The following is a 20,304-nucleotide window of genomic DNA, read 5'->3' on the forward strand; positions in this document are numbered from 1 at the left end:
GGGGTGGTCTGATCTGGCGGTGTCGACCGGCTTTCGTGCAATAGCTCCTTTGCCCTTTCCAACCTCTGGGCGCAGCGTCTCAGCTGCGCGGTCTCGTCATGCGGCGATCGCCATCGGTTCGCGATAGCCCTCGCCACTCATCATCATCGCCCAGGCGATCCTGGCATTCTTGTTCGCCAGCGCCATCGCTGCAACCTTGGGCTTGCGCCGTTCAAGCAAACGGATGAGCCAGGTCCGGCGCGTGCCCTGCATCGCTCGGCGGATGACGGCCATAGCGCCGGCGAACAGCATCTGGCGTAGATACCGGTTGCCCGCCTTGGTGATCGATCCCAGTCGCTCCTTCCCGCCTGAGGAGTTCTGCTTCGGGACCAGGCCGAGCCACGCTGCCATGTTGCGGCCGCAGCGAAACATCGATGGGTCGGGCACGCAGGCCACCAGGGCCGAGGCGACGAGCGGGCCGATCCCAGGAACTTCCATCAGCCTACGACCCAGCTCGGTCGAACGGGCCAGCGTCAGGACCTGACGATCATTATCGAGGATCTGCAGCTTTACGAGCCTGAGTTGGGCAACCAGCATCTGAAGGCAGGATCGAGCTTGTGCAGGTATCCGCTCATCAGTCTGATCGTCGATGATGGCGAGCAGTCGATCGACGCCGCCTCTCCCGACCGGCGCGATAAGCCCGAACTCGGCCATATGCGCGCGCGTCGCGTTGGTGATCATGATCAGCTGCCGGGTGAGCATTAGCCGGACCTTGTGCAACATCATCGCACTCTGCTCGTCCGGCGACTTGGGGCCTACGAAGCGCATGCTCGGCCGAGTGACCGCCTCGGCAATCGCCTCCGCGTCGGCCATGTCGTTCTTTTGCCGCTTCACATACGGCTTCACGTACTGGGCCGGCATGAGCTTGACCTCGTGACCGAGCTTCGTGAGCTCGCGGGCCCAGAAGTGCGAGGTGGCACATGCCTCGACCCCGATCAGACAAGGGGGCAGCTTCTCGAAGAACGGTAGCAAACGTGCTCGCGTCAGCCGCTTCTGCAGCACGGTCGCACCGGCATCATCTACTCCGTGCAGCTGAAAAACCGACTTCGCGATATCCAATCCGATGATCCTAACATCCGCCATGGTGCTTCTCCTCCATCATGAGCGGAGCACACTAGGTCCGACTCCGCCGAGGGTGGAGAGCCGTCCACAGCATCAATCTCGGTCCTCGAAGGCTCGACGGCGATCGCCTGAAAGCCGACGTTCTGACAGCCAAATCTTCTGTCCGCTTGGTTTCTTGCTTGAAATTTTCGGGATCAAACCACTCACATGCTACTTAGCACTACGCAACAGAAGAAACCAGTGCGGCCTCCTCGATCAGCGCGTCGAGGAGTTTGAGAAGCTTCGAAACGTCATAGCTCGCTGACAGCAACGCCTCAGGAGCATGATCATAGAAGTGGCGCTGATAGGACTCCTTGAACTCAAGAGCGCCCTGCCACGCATCTATGTCCCTTTTGTAATTGCTCCAGAGAACTTGCGCGGGACCGTAGGAGGGGAGGTTGAGATCGAGATAGCACTCGATCGAAGCGGCCCGGCCGTTGATATCCGAAATGCCAACGCCCTCCGGTCCGCGGGTCGGAAAGCTTAGAAAGTCGTCTAGGTCTGGCAGCAGCATGGAGCGCATGTTGCCGGGCAGCTTGAGCACATTGAGCTTCCGGTAGGCGTCCACCCCTTCAGCATCGTTATCGAAAAGGAATAGCACTTTGTTCTGTACGTCTATGCGGAGCAGACCCTCGGCGAATTTCACGAGATTGCCCGTGCCCCAGAAGTGATGCCGTTCGTCCACATCGACGAAATTGAAGAAGTCCACGACATCAGGGCGAAGGATTTCGAGCGCACGCTTGATGATGCGTGCGTCCGATGCGCCTTCCGTCGCGATCAGGATTTTCTGCATACGGCGCGCGCCCGACTCGAAATTCTCGCGGCTCGCCCAGCCTGCTACGACCAGCGGGCCAAACTCCCACTTCACCTCCGCGTCGAGGTTGTCGGGATTCAGCGCAAAGACATGGAGCATGGACTCAGGGCTTAGAATCGCGAGTTTCGCAGCGAAAAAGCTCGATTCCGACCAGAAGCTGTCAGAGTTGTCAGTCCAAGGCAGGCGGGCGAAATTCTTATCCGCCGCGAGCCTGCCTTTCGCTTTTTCTTTATCGTCAAACTCTGTTCCGCCGCCAAGGCTTGAAAGCGGATAACGCCGAACGAGAGCGCAGTATTCCTCGAAGGTCAGGAAATCAGGTTCTTCGGGCGGCTCGCCATAGAACGCAATCTCGCGCGCCTCGGCGATGATTGCCTCGTATTCAAAGCGCGCGCTATCGATACTGGACCCGAAGAGCAAAAGGCGGGGGAGCACACGCGATAAAGGGCTGACGAAAGCCGCCTCATGCACGACCAACTCGTCTTTTTCCTCCGGGTGCTCCTCGTAATAGTCGTAGTTGATCGCGTCCGATTTACGGCGCGTCTCATCTCCCGGCTGGAACAGATATCCGAAATCCATGCCCATGTGGTTTTTGGCGTAGGAGATAGATACATCGCCGACCTCCAGTTCGATCGCGGTTCCCATCAGGCGGCTGACTCCTTGCGAAGCGGGACGGCCCACTTCATCTCGCCAGTGTCAGGGTCGCGCCAAGCGTTGAACCCGGAGGGGTAATCATTCCCGACTATTTCGAAAATGCGGGCGATCTCGCTTGTCGCGATGAAGCTGAGACGGGCTTTCCTGTCACGGTCGCTGGTGAAGAAAGCGCCGTGCCCATCATCATGTCCAGATAATACGAAGATGAAGCTGTGAACCATCTGATGCGCGACGTAGAGAAGATCACGCTGCTCGGAGCGACCATCCTCCAGATCATACAGCTCCCAGAATTCGCTGCGGTTATACCAGTCCACCAGTGGCTGCCCGTTCCGCTTGGGGTAACGCTTTAGGGAAACCTGCAAATCGCGGGTCTCCGGGCTGACCTTCCCCGTCGCTTCGAGCAATTTGCGAACGGTATAGAAGCCAATGAAAATCTCGCGCTCAATCCGGGCGAACTGCGCGTCCGTGATGTTCTCTTCATCCATGTATTTTCGGATGAAATTGGCACCGGTCAGGAGTGGTTTTTTCCAGTAATAGCTTTCTGTTATCATGCCGGAACAATAGCAAGGGACTGAGCCGGTGTCAGCGGCTGCTAACGGAATGCGATGCAGCGCCAAAGAGGCGTAACGGGAGTGGCAGAGATTGAGGCGCGTGCTGCCAGTCATCAGTACTCGGCGAATGTCAGCTGTTCCGGTACCTGATATTCAAAGCCATCAGTCCGCAATCGGCCCAATTCCGGCTATTCAGAACCGCCGCGCCAATCTTGGAAGCTCTCCCTTGTGCAGGGCGGAACGCTCCGAGCTACTTGTTGCGGGTCGCTATCATCCGTCTGCTGCCGACCTCCATGACGAGCCGATCGATGTTGCCGCCATCGCCTTCGAAGATGATTGTGCGATTGCTGCCCCGCACGAAGAAGCGCTCGGGAGTTGCAGCGAGCAGTTCATTTCTTGCCGGATTGTCCTTTTGCTGGATGACAAGGGTGCGACCTTCGCGGCTGATGACGATGCTCCCGCGCTCCATGTCGTAGGTGCCGACATAGGCGTCGAGCAGCCTTTCGTTCACGGCGATGCCCTCGCGTTTCGCCGGGATGGTGTAGTCCTCTCCGCGTAACAGCTTGAGAGCTGCGTCCGTCACGTCCGACCAGGCGGGCGGGGCCTCATCGGGCAGGGAGTCGGAATTGGTCATGTAATAGAGTCCGACCTTGGCATCGAGGTCGCCGACCAGGAATGCCCGCTGGCCCGCGATGGCCCCGCCATGATGGATCATGGTGTGGCCCGAGACCGGGTCACGTACGCTCCAAAACCCGAACCCATAGTCGCCGCCAAAGCGGGGCTTGTGCATCTCGCGCACCGATTCTTCCGACAGGATCCGCTGACCGTCGACGACGCCGCCGTTGAGTTGCGCGATGAGGTAGCGCGCCATGTCGGAGGGACGCAGATAGATGTCACCGGCCGGATAGACGTCGAAATGCACTTGTGCCGTCGGCACAGGCCGGCCGAGCGAGCCGCCCGCCAAATAGGGCAGCGCCATGTGCTCGACCATGTCGGCCGAGGGGTAGACCGGGTGAGGCGTCGTCACGCCGATCGGCTTCAGGATATTGTCGACCACATATTTCTCATACTCGACCCCCGAAATCTTCTGCACCAGAAGACCCGCTGTCCCGTAGCCGAAATTGTTGTATTCCCACTTCGTTTCGGGGGCCCGGATCGAGTAGAGCTTGCCGGTAAATTCCTCCATGGTCTTCGGCAATTTCCGGCCCCAGATCGGCTCGGTATTCGCGCCGCCGATAAGCCCGGACCACATGGACAGCAAGTGGGTGAACGTCACCGGCTTTTCGCTCTGCAGCCGGTCCTGAACCCTGTCGTCGCCGAGGTAATTGTTGATCGGGTCGTCCAGCTTGAGTTTGCCTTGCTCGGCGAGCTGCATCAGCGCGGTTGCGGTGACCGACTTGAACGATGACCCGGTGCTGTAGATCGTATCGATGGTGGCAGGCGTGCGAGTGGCCATATTGGCGTAGCCGAACGCTGCCGACCAAACGATCTTGTCGCCGCGAACCAACGCGATCGACATCGACGGAATGCCGTTTTCGGCCAGTGTTCGCTTGATCAGGGTGGTCAAGACCGCTTGCGTTTTCGCAAGATCGAAGCGCGCGCTCGGTGCGCTTTGTGCGCTTTGTGCGATCGCCACGGATCCGGGGAAAACGAAAAGCGCCGAGATGGCGAGCAAGCAAACGCAACGACGGATCATCGTAACCATTCCCCTTTTTTGCCAGAATCCGGCGTTTCCCGGTGCGAACCATATTGCGATTCGCTTCGACTTTTCTGCAAATTGGCTAGGTCGTCACAATCTCATCGGTCAAGCGCAATTTCCAATAGGGACAAGCCGATCCTGCTGGAACTATAGCCAATGCCAGCGCGAACCGTGGCTGTTAGCGCAGCTTACGGACTCAACGGTGGCGTTCATCAAGGAGGGAGATCACATTGACGGCGCGACCCCGATCTACGCGATAGCCCGAGCAGTTCGTTTACACCGAGCGGATCGGCGGCTCGAACGTCCGCTTCTGCTCAACTCGATCTGAAGCTGCCACAGGGCTAACGGCCCATCTTCTGCCATTCCGCTAAGCGCGCCATTAGCGGTCATTCATTTGCGTCCTGGGATCACGCGATGCGGACGCGATGGGATGCCTAATGCGCGAAGGCTACACATCATCTCAAGGGTCACAATGCCTTTGCGCTGGGCTGACGCAATCACATGATCCGCATTTCTCTCGTGGCGGCGGCCGAGGAGCTAGCCCGCCGCCGCCCATGCGTTGGCGACGAACGTGCCGACGATGGCCGCCGCGACTGAGATGCCGGCCGCGACGATCAGGTTGGCAAGGCGCCGCCGCGGTCCACCCTCGGCTTCAGAGCGCATCGATATACTGCTCCATACGCCTCCGCATCGCCGCGTCAGGGAGGGGGCCGCGCGCCGCGCCCATATTGTCCTCGACATAGCGTGCCTGCGCCATACCCGGGATGGCGATCGGGCGTACCGGATGGCTCACGATATATTTGAGACAGACCTGCGCCCAGGTCTTCGCACCGATTTCGCTTGCCCAATCCGGAAGCGGACGACCCTGCGTCGCCTGTAGCAGACGGCCGCGGCCGAACGGCAGGTTGACCATCACCGCCAGCCCCTGCTCCTGCGCCAGCGGCAGGATGCGCTCGCTGGCACCGCGATTGTCGATCGCGTAATCGACCTGGATCACGTCCAGCCGCTCGCGACGCATCAATTCCTCGAAGCCGGCATATTGCTCCGCCTGCCCCGGCGCCGAGGAAACCGCGTCGATAGTCGGAGCGAAGCCCGCCTGGGACGAAATGGACGCGCCGATTGACCGAACCCGGCCCTGGGCCTTCAACTCGCGCAAGACGGCCAGCTTGTTGATGGCGTCCTGCTGATTGTGGAGGGCGATCAAATCGATGTGCCTGGTACGCAGGTTACGGAACGATTGTTCGATCTGCGTCTGGGCTTCGGCGGCGTTCGCGCCTGCCACCTTGGTGGCGAGGAACAGGCGGTCGCTTACGCCGAGCTCTTCCACCAGGCGACCGATCACCTGCTCCGCATCGCCGTAGGAAGGGGCAGTGTCGATCAACCGGCCACCAAGTTCGACGAAGCGGGTGATCGCCGCGCGCAGCGGCGCAAGCTGCTCTTCGCTGCTCGCGCCCTGGAAGCGACGGGCGGTGCCGACACCGATCACCGGCACCTGCTCGTTCGCGCCCGGTATCGGCCGAGTGTGGGTCGCGGCTGCCGATGATAATGGCTGCCGGCTGGTGGCGGCGCAGGCGCCCGTCCCGAGCATTGGAAGGGCCGCCAAGGTTCCAAGTAAGGTGCGCCGATCGATCATGATTCTCCTCCTCGGGTTGAGCTGTCCTGTTTCTGCATGTTCTACTTGAGTGTTTCCTGGGTCAACATGTCCTCACATGTCCACGGTCAAACTCATCTGGAAACGGCGAGGCGGACTGTAATAATGGCTTTCGCCGATATTGTTGTACCCAAAGGGGTTGTTTACGCATCCTGCGCGGAGGCCAACCCATTCTCGTTCACACGCTGGCTACAGGCTACTTCAGGCAATGTCACATCCTCCGCCAGATCGACCGTCAGGGTGCGCCTGAAGAAGTCCGAAAGCTGCACCAGCATCTCCTCCGCCTTGGCTGGCGCGTCGCGAACGAGAGCCGAGATGGCGTTCAGCGTGTTGAACAGGAAATGGGGGTTGATCTGATAGCGCAGCGCAAGGACCTGCGCCTCCTGGGCCTTGACCGACAGCTCCGCCGAGGGCGCGAAGGTCAGCCCCTCAGCGGCCAGCGTCCAAGAACAAAGGCATGCTGCGCATCAGGGCGGCGGGGACGGAGGAGCGGTGATTGTCTTCTTCGAGGAGGAGGAATTCGGTGGGGTAGCCGAGCTTTTTCATGCGATCGGCCATGTCGCGCGCATTGTCGACGAAGCCCGATTTCGCCATCTGTTCGCGCGTATCGGCAATCACCTGTTCGATCGATTTGCCGCCAAAGGCGGCGGGGTTTTGCGCATGCATGCGCCGAAACAGATTTTCGTCGGCGCGGCCGAGCTTTTGTTCGGCGCTGCCCACCGTCACGAGCAGAGGCGGCCGATCGCCGGCCGGGACGCGCGCGGCGGCGGCCCTTTCGTCGGCCGCCAGTTTGGCGGGATCCCACCAGATTGCGGGGCTTGCGGCGGTGTAGGCGTGGAACGCATCCGGCCGGGTAAGCAGGACGTGGAAGACGAAATAGCCGCCGAGGGAATGGCCGAACAAAGACTGGCGTTCGCGGTCGATCCTGTATCTGCCCCCGATCGCGGCGCGAAGATCATTGGTCAGAAAGTCGATGAACGTATCGGCCCCGCCGAAATCGGTGCCGGCATAGACCGAGGTCTCGCCGCGGACCGGCGCGCCGAGCGTGAAATCGTGGCCGCGACGCTTTGGCGCGTAAAGCGAATCCACCGGATAGCCGATGCCGACCACGATGGCCGGCCCTCCCTCCAGTTCGTAGAGGCGGGTGATTTCGGCAGCGAGGCCGAACCAGGCGTTGGCGTCGAGAACGTAGATGACGGGAAAACCGCCTTCGGGCGGCTCCCCTTCGGGCGCCGATATGAAAATCCTGTAATCGAGCCCCTGGTCCGATTTCAGCGAGACGATTTCGCTGCGGCGCGGGCGTACAGTGGGCAAGGCGTTGGCAGAGGGCGCGGCGTTGGCGGAGGGCGCGGCGTGGGCCGAGGGCGCGGCGTTGGCCGAAGGCGCGGTCGCCTGTGCCTGTGCCTGTACGGGCGCCTCGGCCCGGGCAGAGCCGCCGGCGGCGATCCCCGCCATCGGAAGCAGGCAGGCCAGGCCGATCGCAGCCGCCCCGAATATCCTCATTTGCGCCCGCATCGTCATTCCTTCCATTGGCCAGTCACAGGGAAAATTGTCCGCCGTTCAGAAGCGGGTGTCCAGAGCGATGCCGATCGTGCGCGGGGTGATGATCGCCAGATTGCGGAAACCCCCAGCGACGGCGCCGCCATCGGTCGAAAAGCCGCGTTTGTCGGCGAGGTTCCTGGCATAGATCCGCGCCGTCCAGACCCCGGTCGACACGCTCATGCTGGCATCCAGGATTCCATAGTCACCAAGGTCCACGCCGACCGGATCGGAGGTGAAGCGCGACCGGCGTTCGCCGACATATCGATAGCCGGCGGCAAAAGTGAGATCGAGGTCGGGGCCGATCGGAATAAAGTAATCGGCCGTGGCGGATGCGGTCCATCTGGGAACATTGGGTACCCGGTCTCCGGCGCGCGCGCGCAGGCCCGGCACGTCGCCGCGAATGGTGGCATCGGTATAAGCCATGTTGACGTTGAGGCGCAGGCCCTCCACCGGCACCAGCTGAGCACTGAATTCAGCGCCCTTGCTGATCGTCTTTTCGGAAGCGTTGACGAAATAGGGAATGGAGGAGGGCGTGGTCAGGACGACCTGCATGTCCTTCCAGTCGATGTAGAACAGGGACAGATCGATCCGGGCACGCCGATCCCAGAATTCGCTTTTTATTCCCGCCTCGTAATTGGTGAGCGAATCGGAATCGAACTTGGCGGGGGCGCCGGGGAAGACGATATTGGGGCCGCCGGGCCGGTATCCGCTGGCGACGCGCGCATAGAGCATCGCATCGCGGCCGAACCGATATTGCGCGCTCGCCATGTAATTGACCACATCTTCAGACGCACGCGTTTCGACAGTCAGGACGGATGTCGGATCCGCAGGATTGAACAAGAAGCCGGTATTGGTCTGCCCGAACAGCTGGCGATCCTTGGTCCATCGAAGGCCGCCGCCCAATTCCAGCCGATCCGTCAGCCGATAGGTCGCATTCCCGAAAAGCGCATATTCGACGTAACGGCTCGGCTGTCCCGCATCCAGCAGCGGGTTGAAAGCGTCCGCCGGCGTGCCGTCGGGAAAGATGGCGTCGCCAGTCTGCCGGATCCTGTAATTCTCGCGGGTGTAGAAACCGCCCGCCATCCATTCGAAGCTGGCACCCGTCGGCGACACGAGACGCAGTTCCTGCGTGAACTTCGTCATCCTGTTGTCGGTGTTCAGCGCCCCGATGATGCCGAAGATGGGCAGCAGATCGGCAAAGCCGCCGCGGGAGTTGGTGTGGGACCGCGCATAGCTGGTGGATGAAACCAGGCTCAAGCCGCCAAGGTCCCAGTCGATCGTGCCGTTCAGGACGGTCAGGCGCTGCCGATAGGGCGTCGGCAAGACGTCCGACCGGGAAAGACCGGAGTCGACCGGCCGGCGATCGGGGAGCGTGACGGTGATCGCGGTGCCGCCGTCATAGTCCAGATTCTGCCTCACCGCCGACAGCTTCAACGACAGATCGGGCGCCGGCCGCAGGAGCAAAGCAATGCGACCGCCCTCCTGCCTGCCGACATTGACGTCCTCCTCGCCTGTCGCGCGATTGTCGATGAAGCCGGGATTGCGCTGCCGAAAATAGCTCAGCCTCACACCCGCGACATCGGTCGCCAGCGGTATGTTGACGGCGCCTCTTATCCCCCAGCCGAGCGACCCGCTTCCGCCGATATCGAACAGGTCGGCACCAAGCCGCGCCTCGAACGCGTTCGCGTCGGGCAGGACGGTCGTATATTTCAGCAAGCCGCCCATCGCGTTCGCGCCGTAAAGCGTGCCCTGGGGACCGCGCAGCACTTCGACCCGGGCGACGTCATAGGGAAAGAGATCGAGCGAGAGGGAGCCGCGATCGCCGTAGGAGGAACTGGAGCCCAGCGGCACCTCGTCGACATAGGTCGCCACCGTCGCGCTGGTATTGCTGGCGATGCCGCGGAGCGAAAGGCGGGCCGCACCGGGTATGCCGCCGCCGGCAACGATGAAGCCCGGCACATAGCCGGCGAAATCGGAAAGCTGGGTTGCATTGAACCGCTCGAGCTGTTCGCTTCCGACCACGCTGACCGACGATGGCACGTCGAGCAGATTCTCGCTGCGCTTCTGTGCCGTCACGACGATTTCGCCGACCATGTCCTGGGTGCCGGCCATTGCCGCAGCATCGTTCGAGACCGAACCGGTGGCCGCGCCCTCCCCGGTGGAGAGCGAGGTGTCGCCGCCGCCCTGCCCGCTTTTCACCATATAGACGCCGCCCGCACCTCGCGCCGCCACCAGACCGCTGCCGGCCAGCAATTTCCTGAGGCCGTCGGAGGGAAGGAAGCTTCCCTGCAAGGCCGCGCTCCGGCGCCCGCGGACCAGCGCAGGATCGAACATGATCTGGAGGCGGGACTGTTCGGCGAAGCTGTTGAGCGCCAGATCGAGGCGCTGGCTGGGGATATCGTAGCTGCGCTTCGCCGTGGCCGGCTGCGCCACAGCGGGCGCGGCCGCGATGAAGGCGGCGGTGCCGCCGCCGATCAGGAGTCCCAGTGTGATCAAAGCCTTGCGCATGTCATTCCCCCCGGTGCGAACCGCTTCGGTGCGGCTTGTCTGCGGGGCATGACGCAGCGACACGGATTACCCGCAGGTCGGGTGACGAAATTATTTTCGCGTCAGGAGGCGTCGCGCTTGCGAAGCTGGATCTCCGTTTCCGTGGTCTCGGCGGCGACCGGGAAAAGCTCCGTCAGCGCGGCCACGAAGTTCCTGGACTGACCGGTCTGGAAGACGCCGCTGACCTGCATGGCTGCCAGGCGCGGATCCTCGATCACGATCGGCATCATGCTGTAGCGGTTCATTTCGGCGACGGCTTCGGCGAGCGGCGCGGCATCGAAGCGGACCTGCCCTTCGCGCCAGCGGGTGAGGTTGGCGACGTCCGCCGCCCGGATCGACGTGGCAGGGCTGTTCAAGGCGAAGACGAGCTGTTCGCCGGGCTTGAGCTCGGCGGCCGCGGACGCGCCCGATCCGGTTTCGACATCGGTGCGCGGACGCACCTTCACCTTGCCTTCGACCAATGCCACGGCGACTTTCGCGCGGTCGAAACGGACCTCGAATGCGGTGCCCAAGGCGACCACTTCGCGATCGCCGGCGCCGACTACGAACGGGCGGGCCTTGTCCTGCGCGACCTCGAAATAGGCCTGTCCGGCGAGCAGGATGACGCGGCGTTCGGCGGGCGCGAAGGCAATGCGGACGCGTGTGTCGGTGTTGAGCGTGATCGTCGATCCGTCGGCGAGCATCATCGTCGAACGTTCGCCCTTGACGGTGCGAAGGTCGCGGGGCGCAGCGGCGGCGGCGGTCCGCGCGTCGTCCGGTCCGAGCCTGTCGGGCCGCGCGAAGAGACCGACGCCGATGATGAAGGCCAGGAGGAGCATCGCCGCGATCGCCGCCCATTGCGCCGACAGGCGGCGGCGGGGCGGATGGGCGACCAGAGCCTCGCTCCGCAAGGCCGAGATCCTGGGCACGGCCGCCATGGCGTCCAGCGCCGCCCAGCCGTGGGCGAGCCTGTCATAGGCCTGTTTGTGGACAGGATCGGCGCCGAGCCAGGCGAGGAAGGCTTCTTCTTCGCGCGGCCCGAGACCTTCGTGGCGGCGCGCGAGCCAGGCGGCGGCCGCTTCGTCCAGCCTTTGCCCCTGGGGCGAAATCGGATGCGCGGCGCCGGTCACTCTTCGTCCTTCAATGCTTCGCTGATGCGGATCATGCCCAGCCTGATATGCTTTTCGACGGCGCTTAAAGTGATGCCCATGCGCCGCGCGATTTCGGCCTGTTTCAACCCTTCGAAGCGAAACATCAACACGGCGTGCCGCGCCCGTTCCGGAAGCGCCTCGATGGCGGCCAGCGCGCGCGCCGCCTGCTCCTTGCCGAGCAAGACGCGCTCGGGCGAGAAATCCGCAGGTGCGTGATCGTCGTCGGAATAAGGCAGGCTGCCGCTTTCATGACGAACTGCGCGGCGCCGGGAATAATCGGTCAGCACGCCGGCCGCCGCCTGGAAAAGATAGGGTTCGATGTTGCGGATATCGGCGGGCTGGCCGCGCCTGGCCAGGCGGACAAACACCTCCTGGGTCAGATCCTCGCTGTCCTGGCGCTGATTGCCCATGCGGCGACGGAAATAGGCATTGAGGGCGCTGCGGTAACGGCGCGCAACGCCTTCCAGGAAAGCGGGCAGGCCTGCGCCCGCTTCGCCTGGTTCTGCATGATCCGATTGCGGCGGCTGGGCCAAGATCCACTCCTCGCGCGCGAGGGTGATACGGGCATGGCGGCGGATCAAGAACCCCCGGAAGGGCGGGCGCCGCGCCGGCGCCCGCCCGATGGATCACATCCCGTTGATCGCACTTTCGGTGACGGGTGCCGTGCCGTTTTCGATGGCGTCGGCCTGGCGTTCGCCTTGTTCCTCGATGGCGTCAGCATGGTTTTCGAGCATATCCTCGACCATTTCGTTGCTCGCATTATCGGCCTGATCCTCGAGGATGTCGGATTGATGCTCGGCGGCCTCCTCGACATTTTCGGCGGCCTGTTCGGCGGGCGTATTGTTGCATGCCGCGAGTGCCAGAAAGGCGACAGAAGCTGCTGCCTGAGCCAAGATCCTCATCATGTTTCCTTTGCGTCGTTTCAACCATGGGGCGTCCGGCCTAAAGACCCGAACGCACGGCCGGCCGCATGACAGGCGGCCAGGATGGTCAAAAGCCCGGGGTCCGGTTCAAGTTCCGCACAAAGATGGTTAGCGCGGCGGGCCAGATGCGGATGGAGGGCCGTCGGTCAGGGACGGGGAAGGCCCTGTTCGGGCATGCCCAGCCGGCGCTTTTCGGCCACGACCATGTCGGCGACCTCGGCCAGCAGCTTCTTCGCGTCATAGACGATGCCGTCCTTGACGGTATAGCTGACGCCGCCAACCCGCTCCTGCCGCTGCGTGCTTTCATTCAGGCGCGGCGTGCCCGTGCCGTAGAGCGTCTTGAAATTCTGGAGCGGATTTTCCTTCACGATGACGAGGTCGGCAAGCTTGCCGACCCGGACAGTGCCGATCGGGGGATCGACGATCCCCTTGGGCTCGTAGAGCGTCAAGGCGCCGTTGAGGGTCGCGGCCTGGATCACCTCATGCGGGTTGAAACCCGCCTCCTGCAGCAATTCCATCTCCTCGGGAAAGCCGAAGCCATAGCTTTTGTAGATGAAGCCGGAATCCGTTCCGGTGACGACGCGCCCGCCCATATTCTTGTAATCGTTCATCAAGGCCATGAAGCGCTTGTAGAAATTGCGCCATTGCACTTCGTGCCGCGTGGTCCAGTCGAAGAAATAGGAGCCGTGATTTTCCCGGTTCGACTGAAAATAATTCCATAGCTGCGGCATCGTATATTTATCGTGCCAGTCGGCGTTGCGCGCCTTCATCAGGTCGCGCGAGGCCGCATAGATCGTCATCGTCGGATCGAAGACGATCCCGTTTTCCTTCTGATGGGCGAGATATTCCTTCCATTCCGGCGTGCCCGGCTCATGGATCTCGTCCCAGATGTCCGCCACCTCGCCGAAGCGATATTGCTCGTCGTAGAAATTATAATCGGTGGAGACATCCTGGATGGCGCCGGATTTCAGAAGAGATTCCATATGCCCGTAAAAGTGGGTGACGGTGCCGAGGCCGAGGTCGCCGGCCTGGCGCGCATTCATGCGGGCAACACCGATCTGCGACAGATGCGCGGTGGTGCCGAGGCCGAGCTTTTCGGCTTCTTCCAGCGCCGCCTTGACCACTTCCGGCACCTCGGTCGGGCTGAGAGAGAATTTGATCCCGTCGATCCCGTTCTTGGCCGCCCAGCGCACCCATGCCCGCGCCCGCTCCGGCGTGCGGACTGTGCCCTGGCCCCAGGCCGCGCCGAGGCGTTGATAATCGAAGATGCGCGGCGCCACGATCTCGTTGCGCGCCGAGCGCGCCTTTTCGACGCTGGAGACATCCCATTCGGAAAGCTGCACGCCGCGGACCGCGGTCACCCCATGGGCAAGCCATAATTTGTAGGAATAGCTGAGGTCCGGCGCCTTATCGATCGAGCTGCCATGGGCATGCATGTCGATGAAACCGGGCAGGACATACATGCCGGTCGCATCCAGCTCATAGTCGAAATCTCGCGGCGCGCGCCCGTCCTTGAGCGGAAGGCCCGGCGTGCCGGCGACGAGGATTTCGGCGATCCTGTCATTCTCGACGACGATGTCGACCGGTCCGCGCGGCGGCGCACCGGTGCCGTCGATCAGGATCGCACCGCGGATGACCATCTTCCGGAACGGGCCGGCACCCTCGCCGGAACGGCGAAGAGGCGCGGGATTCGCCACGATCCGCGACACATCGGGATTTGCGCCGGCTTCCGGCGGAAGCGGGGCGGCGGCGGCCATGGCCGGAAACGATGCCGCATAAACGAGGATCGGCAAAATGGCCTTGTATCGAAATCCGCTCCGCACCGTCTCTTCCCCCTCTGAAATGCCGACTGCTCTTGTCGCCTCGTCTTGTAAGCTAGACCATGATCGCTTCAGATTGAACCAATCCGAAGCGTGAATCATGCTCTATGCGAAAGGTGCAGCGCAGTCAGGCCGTGAGCGCTTCCGCCTGCTCCGCCAGTTCCAGCCAGCGCAGCTCCGCCGCATCCTTTTCGCTCCGCGCCCGATCGATGGCGGCGGTGAGGGCCGCGAAGCGCCCTGGATCGCTGGTATAGAGATCCGGGTCCGACAGCGCCGCTTCGTCGCGCGCGATGGCCGCCTCCAATTCCTCGATCCGTCCCGGCAGCAGATCATAATCCCGCTGATCCTTGTAGGTCAGCTTGGTCTGGCGCTTGGGCGCGGCCGCCGGTCTGGCGGCAGGCGCGCCTTTGACCGCAGCATTTCGAGCCGGCTCCCGCCGACGCTGCCAATCCTCATAACCGCCGGCGACGATGTCGACCTTGCCGGACCCGTCGAGACCGAGGGTGATGGTGACGGTGCGGTCGAGGAAGTCGCGGTCGTGGCTGACGATCAGCACCGTTCCGTCATAATCGGCGATCACTTCCTGGAGCAGATCCAGGGTTTCGAGGTCGAGATCGTTGGTCGGCTCGTCGAGCACGAGCAGGTTCGATTCCCGGGCGAATTCGCGGGCCAGCAGCAGCCGCGAGCGCTCGCCGCCGGAAAGGGTGCCGATCTTCGCGTCGACCAGCTCCGGCGCGAACAGGAACTCCTTCAGATAGCCCTGCACATGCTTGCGGACGCCGCGCACGTCGATCCAGTCGCCGCCGTCGGCAAGGATGTCGCGGACCTGCTTGTCGGGATCGAGCAATTTGCGCTGCTGGTCGATGACGATCCCGGTCAGCGTCTTGGCGCGGGCGATGCGGCCTTCGTCCGGGGCCATCTCCCCGGTCAGCAATTTGAGCAGGGTGGTCTTGCCGGTGCCGTTGGCGCCGACCACGCCGATGCGGTCGCCGCGCTGGATGCGCAAGGTGAAGTCCCGGATGATCGTGCGATCGCCGAACCTTTTCGTGACATGTTCGGCGTCGATCACCATCTTCGTCTTGGCATCGTCATTGGCGAGGCCGAGCTTGGCCGTGCCCGCCGGCCCAAGCATCGCCGCCCGCGCCGCCCGCATTTCGTGCAGCTTGGCGAGGCGGCCCATGTTGCGCTTGCGCCGCGCGGTCACGCCGCGCTGAAGCCAGTGCAGCTCCAGCTTCAGCTTCGCGTCCAATTTCTCGGCGGCGCGCGCTTCCTCGGCATAGACCTGCTCGGTCCAGGCATCGAAGCCGCCGAAGCCGATCTCGGCGCGGCGCAACTGGCCGCGGTCGAGCCAGAGCGACGAATTGGTGAGGCGCTTCAGGAAGGTGCGGTCATGGCTGATGGCGATGAAGGCGCCGCGATAGCGGCCCAGCCATTCCTCCAGCCATTCGATGGCGGCGAGATCGAGATGGTTGGTGGGCTCGTCGAGCAGCAGCACCTGCGGATCCTGGGCCAGCGCCCGTGCGATCGCGGCGCGGCGGCGCTCGCCGCCGCTGGCGGTGGCGGCCGGGCGATCGAGGTCGATGCCGAGCTGGTCGGCGATGGCGTCGACTTCATATTCGGCCGGGGCATCGGGCGCGGCCAAGGCATAATCGCGAAGCGTCGCGAAGCGGGCGACCGGCGGATCCTGTTCGAGCAGAACGACCTTCACGCCGGGCTGGATGGTGCGGCGGCCCTCGTCCGTCTCGATCAGGCCGGCGATGCATTTGAGCAAGGTGGTCTTGCCGGCGCCGTTGCGGCCGATCAGGGCCAGCCGGTCGCGCTGCCCGACGAACAGGTCGAGGCCGCGGAACAGCCAGCCGCTGCCTTGGACGAGGCCGAGATTTTCATAAGCGAGGACCGGGGCTGCCATGCGGGGCAGATAGGGACACAATCGAGATTCGTCACCCCAGGGGAATTCGAGCGTTACCCGGAGGTCGCCTTCAGGGGTTCAACGACCCCTCTTCCCCATCCTGATCTGCTTCTGCTTGCCATAGCGGGTCTTGCGGGTGCCCGGGCGGCCTTCGGTGGCGCGGCCAGTGACGGGGGCGACTTTCTCGTGATCGGGAATGCCGAGTTCGTCGGCTTCGAGCCGCCGGATCTCGTCGCGCAGCCGTCCCGCTTCTTCGAATTCGAGATCCGCCGCGGCCTTGCGCATGCGGCTTTCGAGATCCTCGATATAGGCGCGCAGATTATGGCCGACGAGATGCGGCGTCTCCTCGTCGCCGGTATCGACCATGACGCTGTCGCGGTTGGTAACGTGGGTCAATATGTCGGCGATGTCGCGCTTGATCGTGGTCGGCGTGATGCCGTGCGCCTCATTATATTGCTTCTGCTTTTCGCGGCGGCGATCGGTTTCGCGAAGCGCGCGCTCCATCGATCCGGTGATGCGGTCGGCATAGAGGATGACCTTGCCCTCGACGTTGCGGGCGGCGCGGCCAATCGTCTGGATCAACGAGGTTTCGGAGCGAAGGAAGCCCTCCTTGTCCGCATCCAATATGGCGACCAGGCCGCATTCGGGAATGTCCAGTCCTTCGCGCAGCAGGTTGATGCCGACCAGCACATCGTAGACGCCAAGCCGCAGGTCGCGGATCAGCTCGATCCGCTCCAAAGTCTCGACATCGGAGTGCATGTAACGGACGCGGAGCCCGGCTTCGTGGAGGAATTCGGTAAGATCCTCGGCCATGCGCTTGGTCAATGTGGTGACGAGCGTGCGATAGCCTTTCTTCGCCGTCTCCTTCGCCTCGAAGATGAGATCGTCGACCTGGTCTTCGACCGGCTTGATCTCGACGGGCGGATCGATGAGGCCGGTCGGCCGGATCACCTGTTCGGAAAAGACACCGCCGGTCTGCTCCATTTCCCACGGGCCCGGCGTCGCCGACACCGCAACCGATTGCGGGCGCATCGCGTCCCATTCGTTGAAGCGAAGCGGCCGGTTGTCGATGCAGCTGGGCAGGCGGAAGCCATATTCGGCGAGGGTCAATTTGCGGCGATGATCGCCGCGCGCCATCGCGCCGATCTGCGGCACCGTCTGATGGCTTTCGTCGAGGAACAGGAGCGCGTTTTCCGGAATATATTCGAACAGGGTCGGCGGCGGCTCGCCCGGCATGCGGCCGGTGAGGAAGCGGCTGTAATTCTCGATGCCGGCGCAGCTGCCGGTGGCGGCGATCATTTCAAGGTCGAAATTGGTGCGCTGTTCCAGCCTTTGCGCCTCCAGCAATTTCCCTTCGGCGACAAGCTCCTTCAGCCGCTCGGCAAGTTCGTGGCGGATCGCCTCCATCGCCTGCTTGAGCGTCGGGCCGGGCGTCACATAGTGGGAGTTGGCATAGACCTTCACAAATTCGAGCGACGCGATCTTCTTGCCGGTCAGCGGATCGAATTCGACGATCTCCTCGATCTCGTCGCCGAAGAAATTGACCCGCCAGGCCATGTCCTCATAATGGGACGGGAAGATCTCCAGATTGTCGCCGCGCACCCGGAAATTGCCGCGGGCGAAGGCCTGGTCGTTGCGCTTATATTGAAGCGCGACCAGCTTGCGGATGATCTCGCGCTGGTCGACGGTGTCGCCCTTCTTCAGGCTGAAGGTCATCGCCGAATAGGTTTCGACCGAACCGATGCCGTAGATGCAGGAGACCGAAGCGACGATGATGACGTCGTCGCGCTCGAGCAGCGACCGCGTCGCCGAATGGCGCATGCGGTCGATCGCCTCGTTCACCGAGCTTTCCTTCTCGATATAGGTGTCGGACCGCGGCACATAGGCCTCGGGCTGGTAATAATCGTAATAGCTGACGAAATATTCGACCGCATTGTCGGGGAAGAAGCTCTTGAACTCGCCATAGAGCTGGGCGGCCAGGATCTTGTTGGGCGCCAGCACCAGAGCGGGACGCTGCAATTCCTCGATCACCTTGGCCATGGTGAAGGTCTTGCCCGATCCGGTGACGCCGAGCAGGACCTGGGTCTGCTCGCCCTCGCGCATCTGCTGCGTGATCTCCGCGATCGCCGCCGGCTGGTCGCCCGACGGCTCATAATCGGAAACGAGCGTGAATCTCCGTCCGCCCTCCGCCTTTTCGGGGCGCTGGGGACGGTGGGGAACGAAGGCCTGGCCCGTATCCGGCTCTTCGAGGCCGGTCCTGATCGCGATCGCCATGGCTTCCATATGGTGTTTCCGCCGCCACCGCGCTACCGTCGGGATCCAACAAAAAAAGGGGATAGGGATGCGCGCAACGATCATCATGGCGTTTGCGGCCGTTGCCGCTTGCTCCGGCGGCACCGAAGAGAAAGCGGCCGAGCCGGTCGCCCCCGCCGCCAGCATCGACGCCGGTCTTTGGGAAGTGACGCATGAAATCGGCGCCATCACGGCCACCGATCATGCCCCGGCGACGGCGATCAAGGCCAAAACCGGCGACAAAGCAAGCAGCCAGGTCTGCGTCGGCGAAGCCAATCGGACCAAGCCCGATCCGGCGCTTTTCGCGGGCGAAGGCTATGAGTGCAGCTATCGCGACTCCTATATCCGCAACGGCCGCCTCAATGCCTCGCTCACCTGCACCAGCGAAGATTTGAAGGGCGAGATCATGATGGTCATCGACGGCAAATATGGAGCGGACAGTTTCGACGGATCGGTCAGTTCGACCTCCTATCTTCCCGGCGACGGAGATTATCGGATGACCAGCAAGATCGCCGGCCGCCATGTCGGCGCCTGCCCCGCGGAGCCGGCCGGTAATGATGCCGCTCCGGACGCGACGGAAGGGGAATGAGCATGAAGATCAGACTTTCCGTGGCGGCAGCCGCATTCTTGGGACTGGCCGCCTGCGGCAGCGGCGGCAACGGCGACGGTGACGGCGATGCCGCCGCCGGCAAGTCCGGATCCTCCATTCCCGGCGCCGGCGAGATCCGGCTCGATCCCGGCCAGTGGGAGATAGAACATGAGATATTGAGCATGGAGGCGCCGGGCATGCCGAAAGAGGCCATGGCGAGCGTCACCAACCAGAAGACGGTGATCAAGAGCTGCATCACGCCCGAGCAGGCGGCCAAGCCCAATGCGGATTTCTTCGCCGCCAAGGACAATGGCTGCAGCTACAAGGATTTCAACATGGCCGGCGGACGCATCCGCGGCACGTTGAGCTGCGCGTCGGAAGACAGGCCGGGCAGCATGACCATGACCATGGACGGCAAATATAGCGCGCAGAGCTATGAGATGGCGGTCGAGATGAAGACCGATGCCGGCGCCGGCGGGATGACGATCAAGTCGCGCGGATCGGGCAAGCGGATCGGCGACTGCCCGGCCAGCTGATATTTGAATATACCCCTATCATCGGATGTCCGCCGGCTCAGCAGGAGTGGCCAGGACGCCCGTCAGCGAGGTTCGATGCGAAAGCCGGCGGGCGCGCGATTCTCGCGATGCTCTTCATGGTACATGTCCATGACGAGATCGAACTTGCCGGGGGCGGCGGCGCCGCAGTCCAGCGGGTAGAGATCCACCACGGTACCGAAGGCGCCGACCCCGGCCGAACCGCGCTGGCCGACCTTGGGCGCGCTGCCGTCGGCGCAGCGCAGGCGGCCGATATAGGCATGTTCTCCTTCGGGTCCGCCGACGCGGACCGGATTGGCATTGGTACCGAGCGGGTGGGCATCGGCCTCCGCGACGGCACGCTCCAGCTCCGCATCGGACACGCCGGACCCCATCTGCTCCAGCAGCTTTTCCGGACTGATGGTCCGGTCGCCCGGCTTGGGAGCAGCGAGGGCCTGTGAGGAAAAAGCCGCCGCGGCGGCCAATATGAAGAATCGGCGCATCGTAAAATCC

General features: G+C 63.0%; 19 protein-coding genes. 3 read left to right on the forward strand and 16 right to left on the reverse strand.

Annotated elements, in window-relative coordinates:
* Nucleotides 1-96 precede the first annotated feature (96 nt).
* From RQX22_RS09525 to RQX22_RS09540, 4 genes are all read right to left on the reverse strand, one after another.
* Complete coding sequence (locus RQX22_RS09525; protein ID WP_315725885.1) at nt 97-1,122, reverse strand: IS110 family RNA-guided transposase; 1,026 nt, start codon at nt 1,120-1,122, stop codon at nt 97-99.
* Nucleotides 1,123-1,321: 199 nt separating this feature from the next.
* A complete protein-coding gene (locus tag RQX22_RS09530; protein WP_315725887.1) occupies nt 1,322-2,596 on the reverse strand; it encodes a HEPN/Toprim-associated domain-containing protein in 1,275 nt (424 codons plus the stop codon).
* Nucleotides 2,596-3,270 (reverse strand): hypothetical protein, encoded by a 675-nt coding sequence (locus tag RQX22_RS09535; RefSeq protein WP_315725889.1) that lies wholly within the window; start codon nt 3,268-3,270, stop codon nt 2,596-2,598. Before RQX22_RS09535 ends, RQX22_RS09530 begins: the two co-directional genes overlap by 1 nt.
* 136 nt (nt 3,271-3,406) lie before the next feature.
* A complete protein-coding gene (locus RQX22_RS09540) occupies nt 3,407-4,723 on the reverse strand; it encodes a serine hydrolase (protein ID WP_315725891.1) in 1,317 nt (438 codons plus the stop codon).
* Between RQX22_RS09540 and RQX22_RS09545 the strand changes: the two genes are divergently transcribed.
* Complete coding sequence (locus tag RQX22_RS09545) at nt 4,716-5,183, forward strand: hypothetical protein (RefSeq protein ID WP_315725893.1); 468 nt, start codon at nt 4,716-4,718, stop codon at nt 5,181-5,183. The two genes, RQX22_RS09540 and RQX22_RS09545, sit on opposite strands and share 8 nt — an antisense overlap.
* A gap of 209 nt (nt 5,184-5,392) precedes the next feature.
* Here RQX22_RS09545 and RQX22_RS09550 read toward each other — a convergent pair whose 3' ends face one another.
* The 11 genes from RQX22_RS09550 to uvrB form a co-directional block, all read right to left on the reverse strand.
* A complete protein-coding gene (locus tag RQX22_RS09550; RefSeq protein WP_315725895.1) occupies nt 5,393-5,518 on the reverse strand; it encodes a hypothetical protein in 126 nt (41 codons plus the stop codon).
* Nucleotides 5,508-6,488 (reverse strand): aldo/keto reductase, encoded by a 981-nt coding sequence (locus RQX22_RS09555; protein ID WP_315725897.1) that lies wholly within the window; start codon nt 6,486-6,488, stop codon nt 5,508-5,510. The genes RQX22_RS09550 and RQX22_RS09555 overlap by 11 nt, the downstream gene beginning before the upstream one ends.
* 161 nt (nt 6,489-6,649) lie before the next feature.
* Nucleotides 6,650-6,946: a histidine kinase gene (locus RQX22_RS09560; RefSeq protein ID WP_315726281.1), complete on the reverse strand. Its 297-nt coding sequence runs from the start codon at nt 6,944-6,946 to the stop codon at nt 6,650-6,652.
* Entirely contained in the window at nt 6,936-8,021 is a 1,086-nt protein-coding gene (locus tag RQX22_RS09565; RefSeq protein ID WP_315725899.1) for an alpha/beta hydrolase, read from the reverse strand. Before RQX22_RS09565 ends, RQX22_RS09560 begins: the two co-directional genes overlap by 11 nt.
* A gap of 45 nt (nt 8,022-8,066) precedes the next feature.
* Nucleotides 8,067-10,556 (reverse strand): TonB-dependent receptor, encoded by a 2,490-nt coding sequence (locus tag RQX22_RS09570; protein WP_315725901.1) that lies wholly within the window; start codon nt 10,554-10,556, stop codon nt 8,067-8,069.
* Between the two features lie 101 nt (nt 10,557-10,657).
* Complete coding sequence (locus tag RQX22_RS09575; protein WP_315725902.1) at nt 10,658-11,704, reverse strand: FecR family protein; 1,047 nt, start codon at nt 11,702-11,704, stop codon at nt 10,658-10,660.
* A complete protein-coding gene (locus tag RQX22_RS09580) occupies nt 11,701-12,258 on the reverse strand; it encodes an RNA polymerase sigma factor (RefSeq protein ID WP_315725904.1) in 558 nt (185 codons plus the stop codon). The genes RQX22_RS09575 and RQX22_RS09580 overlap by 4 nt, the downstream gene beginning before the upstream one ends.
* Nucleotides 12,259-12,351: 93 nt before the next feature.
* Entirely contained in the window at nt 12,352-12,630 is a 279-nt protein-coding gene (locus RQX22_RS09585) for a hypothetical protein (RefSeq protein ID WP_315725906.1), read from the reverse strand.
* 164 nt (nt 12,631-12,794) lie between these two features.
* Nucleotides 12,795-14,405: an amidohydrolase family protein gene (locus tag RQX22_RS09590; RefSeq protein WP_315726283.1), complete on the reverse strand. Its 1,611-nt coding sequence runs from the start codon at nt 14,403-14,405 to the stop codon at nt 12,795-12,797.
* 190 nt (nt 14,406-14,595) lie between these two features.
* Complete coding sequence (locus tag RQX22_RS09595) at nt 14,596-16,377, reverse strand: ABC-F family ATP-binding cassette domain-containing protein (protein WP_315725908.1); 1,782 nt, start codon at nt 16,375-16,377, stop codon at nt 14,596-14,598.
* 78 nt (nt 16,378-16,455) lie between these two features.
* Entirely contained in the window at nt 16,456-18,651 is a 2,196-nt protein-coding gene (gene uvrB, locus RQX22_RS09600) for an excinuclease ABC subunit UvrB (protein ID WP_315725910.1), read from the reverse strand.
* A gap of 67 nt (nt 18,652-18,718) precedes the next feature.
* On the opposite strand from uvrB, the gene RQX22_RS09605 reads away from it, so the two are divergent.
* Both RQX22_RS09605 and RQX22_RS09610 read left to right on the forward strand, forming a co-directional pair.
* Nucleotides 18,719-19,258 carry a DUF3617 domain-containing protein gene (locus RQX22_RS09605; protein WP_315725912.1) on the forward strand — a complete coding sequence of 180 codons (540 nt, stop codon included), beginning with the start codon at nt 18,719-18,721 and terminating at the stop codon, nt 19,256-19,258.
* A gap of 2 nt (nt 19,259-19,260) precedes the next feature.
* Nucleotides 19,261-19,794, forward strand: a complete 534-nt coding sequence (locus RQX22_RS09610; RefSeq protein WP_315725914.1) for a DUF3617 domain-containing protein — start codon at nt 19,261-19,263, stop codon at nt 19,792-19,794.
* 62 nt (nt 19,795-19,856) lie between these two features.
* On the opposite strand, the gene RQX22_RS09615 is transcribed toward RQX22_RS09610, so the two are convergent.
* Complete coding sequence (locus tag RQX22_RS09615) at nt 19,857-20,294, reverse strand: hypothetical protein (RefSeq protein WP_315725916.1); 438 nt, start codon at nt 20,292-20,294, stop codon at nt 19,857-19,859.
* Nucleotides 20,295-20,304: the final 10 nt, after the last annotated feature.

This window comes from Sphingosinicella rhizophila (assembly GCF_032378825.1).
GTDB classification, from domain to species: domain Bacteria; phylum Pseudomonadota; class Alphaproteobacteria; order Sphingomonadales; family Sphingomonadaceae; genus Allosphingosinicella; species Allosphingosinicella rhizophila.

Coding starts and splice junctions, on each gene's coding strand:
- RQX22_RS09525 (WP_315725885.1), bottom strand. CDS start 1,122: ATGGCGGATGTTAGGATCATCGGATTGGATATCGCGAAGTCGGTTTTT.
- RQX22_RS09530 (WP_315725887.1), bottom strand. CDS start 2,596: ATGGGAACCGCGATCGAACTGGAGGTCGGCGATGTATCTATCTCCTAC.
- RQX22_RS09535 (WP_315725889.1), bottom strand. CDS start 3,270: ATGACTGGCAGCACGCGCCTCAATCTCTGCCACTCCCGTTACGCCTCT.
- RQX22_RS09550 (WP_315725895.1), bottom strand. CDS start 5,518: ATGCGCTCTGAAGCCGAGGGTGGACCGCGGCGGCGCCTTGCCAACCTG.
- RQX22_RS09555 (WP_315725897.1), bottom strand. CDS start 6,488: ATGATCGATCGGCGCACCTTACTTGGAACCTTGGCGGCCCTTCCAATG.
- RQX22_RS09565 (WP_315725899.1), bottom strand. CDS start 8,021: ATGCGGGCGCAAATGAGGATATTCGGGGCGGCTGCGATCGGCCTGGCC.
- RQX22_RS09570 (WP_315725901.1), bottom strand. CDS start 10,556: ATGCGCAAGGCTTTGATCACACTGGGACTCCTGATCGGCGGCGGCACC.
- RQX22_RS09585 (WP_315725906.1), bottom strand. CDS start 12,630: ATGATGAGGATCTTGGCTCAGGCAGCAGCTTCTGTCGCCTTTCTGGCA.
- RQX22_RS09590 (WP_315726283.1), bottom strand. CDS start 14,405: ATGGCCGCCGCCGCCCCGCTTCCGCCGGAAGCCGGCGCAAATCCCGAT.
- RQX22_RS09595 (WP_315725908.1), bottom strand. CDS start 16,377: ATGGCAGCCCCGGTCCTCGCTTATGAAAATCTCGGCCTCGTCCAAGGC.
- uvrB (WP_315725910.1), bottom strand. CDS start 18,651: ATGGCGATCGCGATCAGGACCGGCCTCGAAGAGCCGGATACGGGCCAG.
- RQX22_RS09605 (WP_315725912.1), top strand. CDS start 18,719: ATGCGCGCAACGATCATCATGGCGTTTGCGGCCGTTGCCGCTTGCTCC.
- RQX22_RS09610 (WP_315725914.1), top strand. CDS start 19,261: ATGAAGATCAGACTTTCCGTGGCGGCAGCCGCATTCTTGGGACTGGCC.
- RQX22_RS09615 (WP_315725916.1), bottom strand. CDS start 20,294: ATGCGCCGATTCTTCATATTGGCCGCCGCGGCGGCTTTTTCCTCACAG.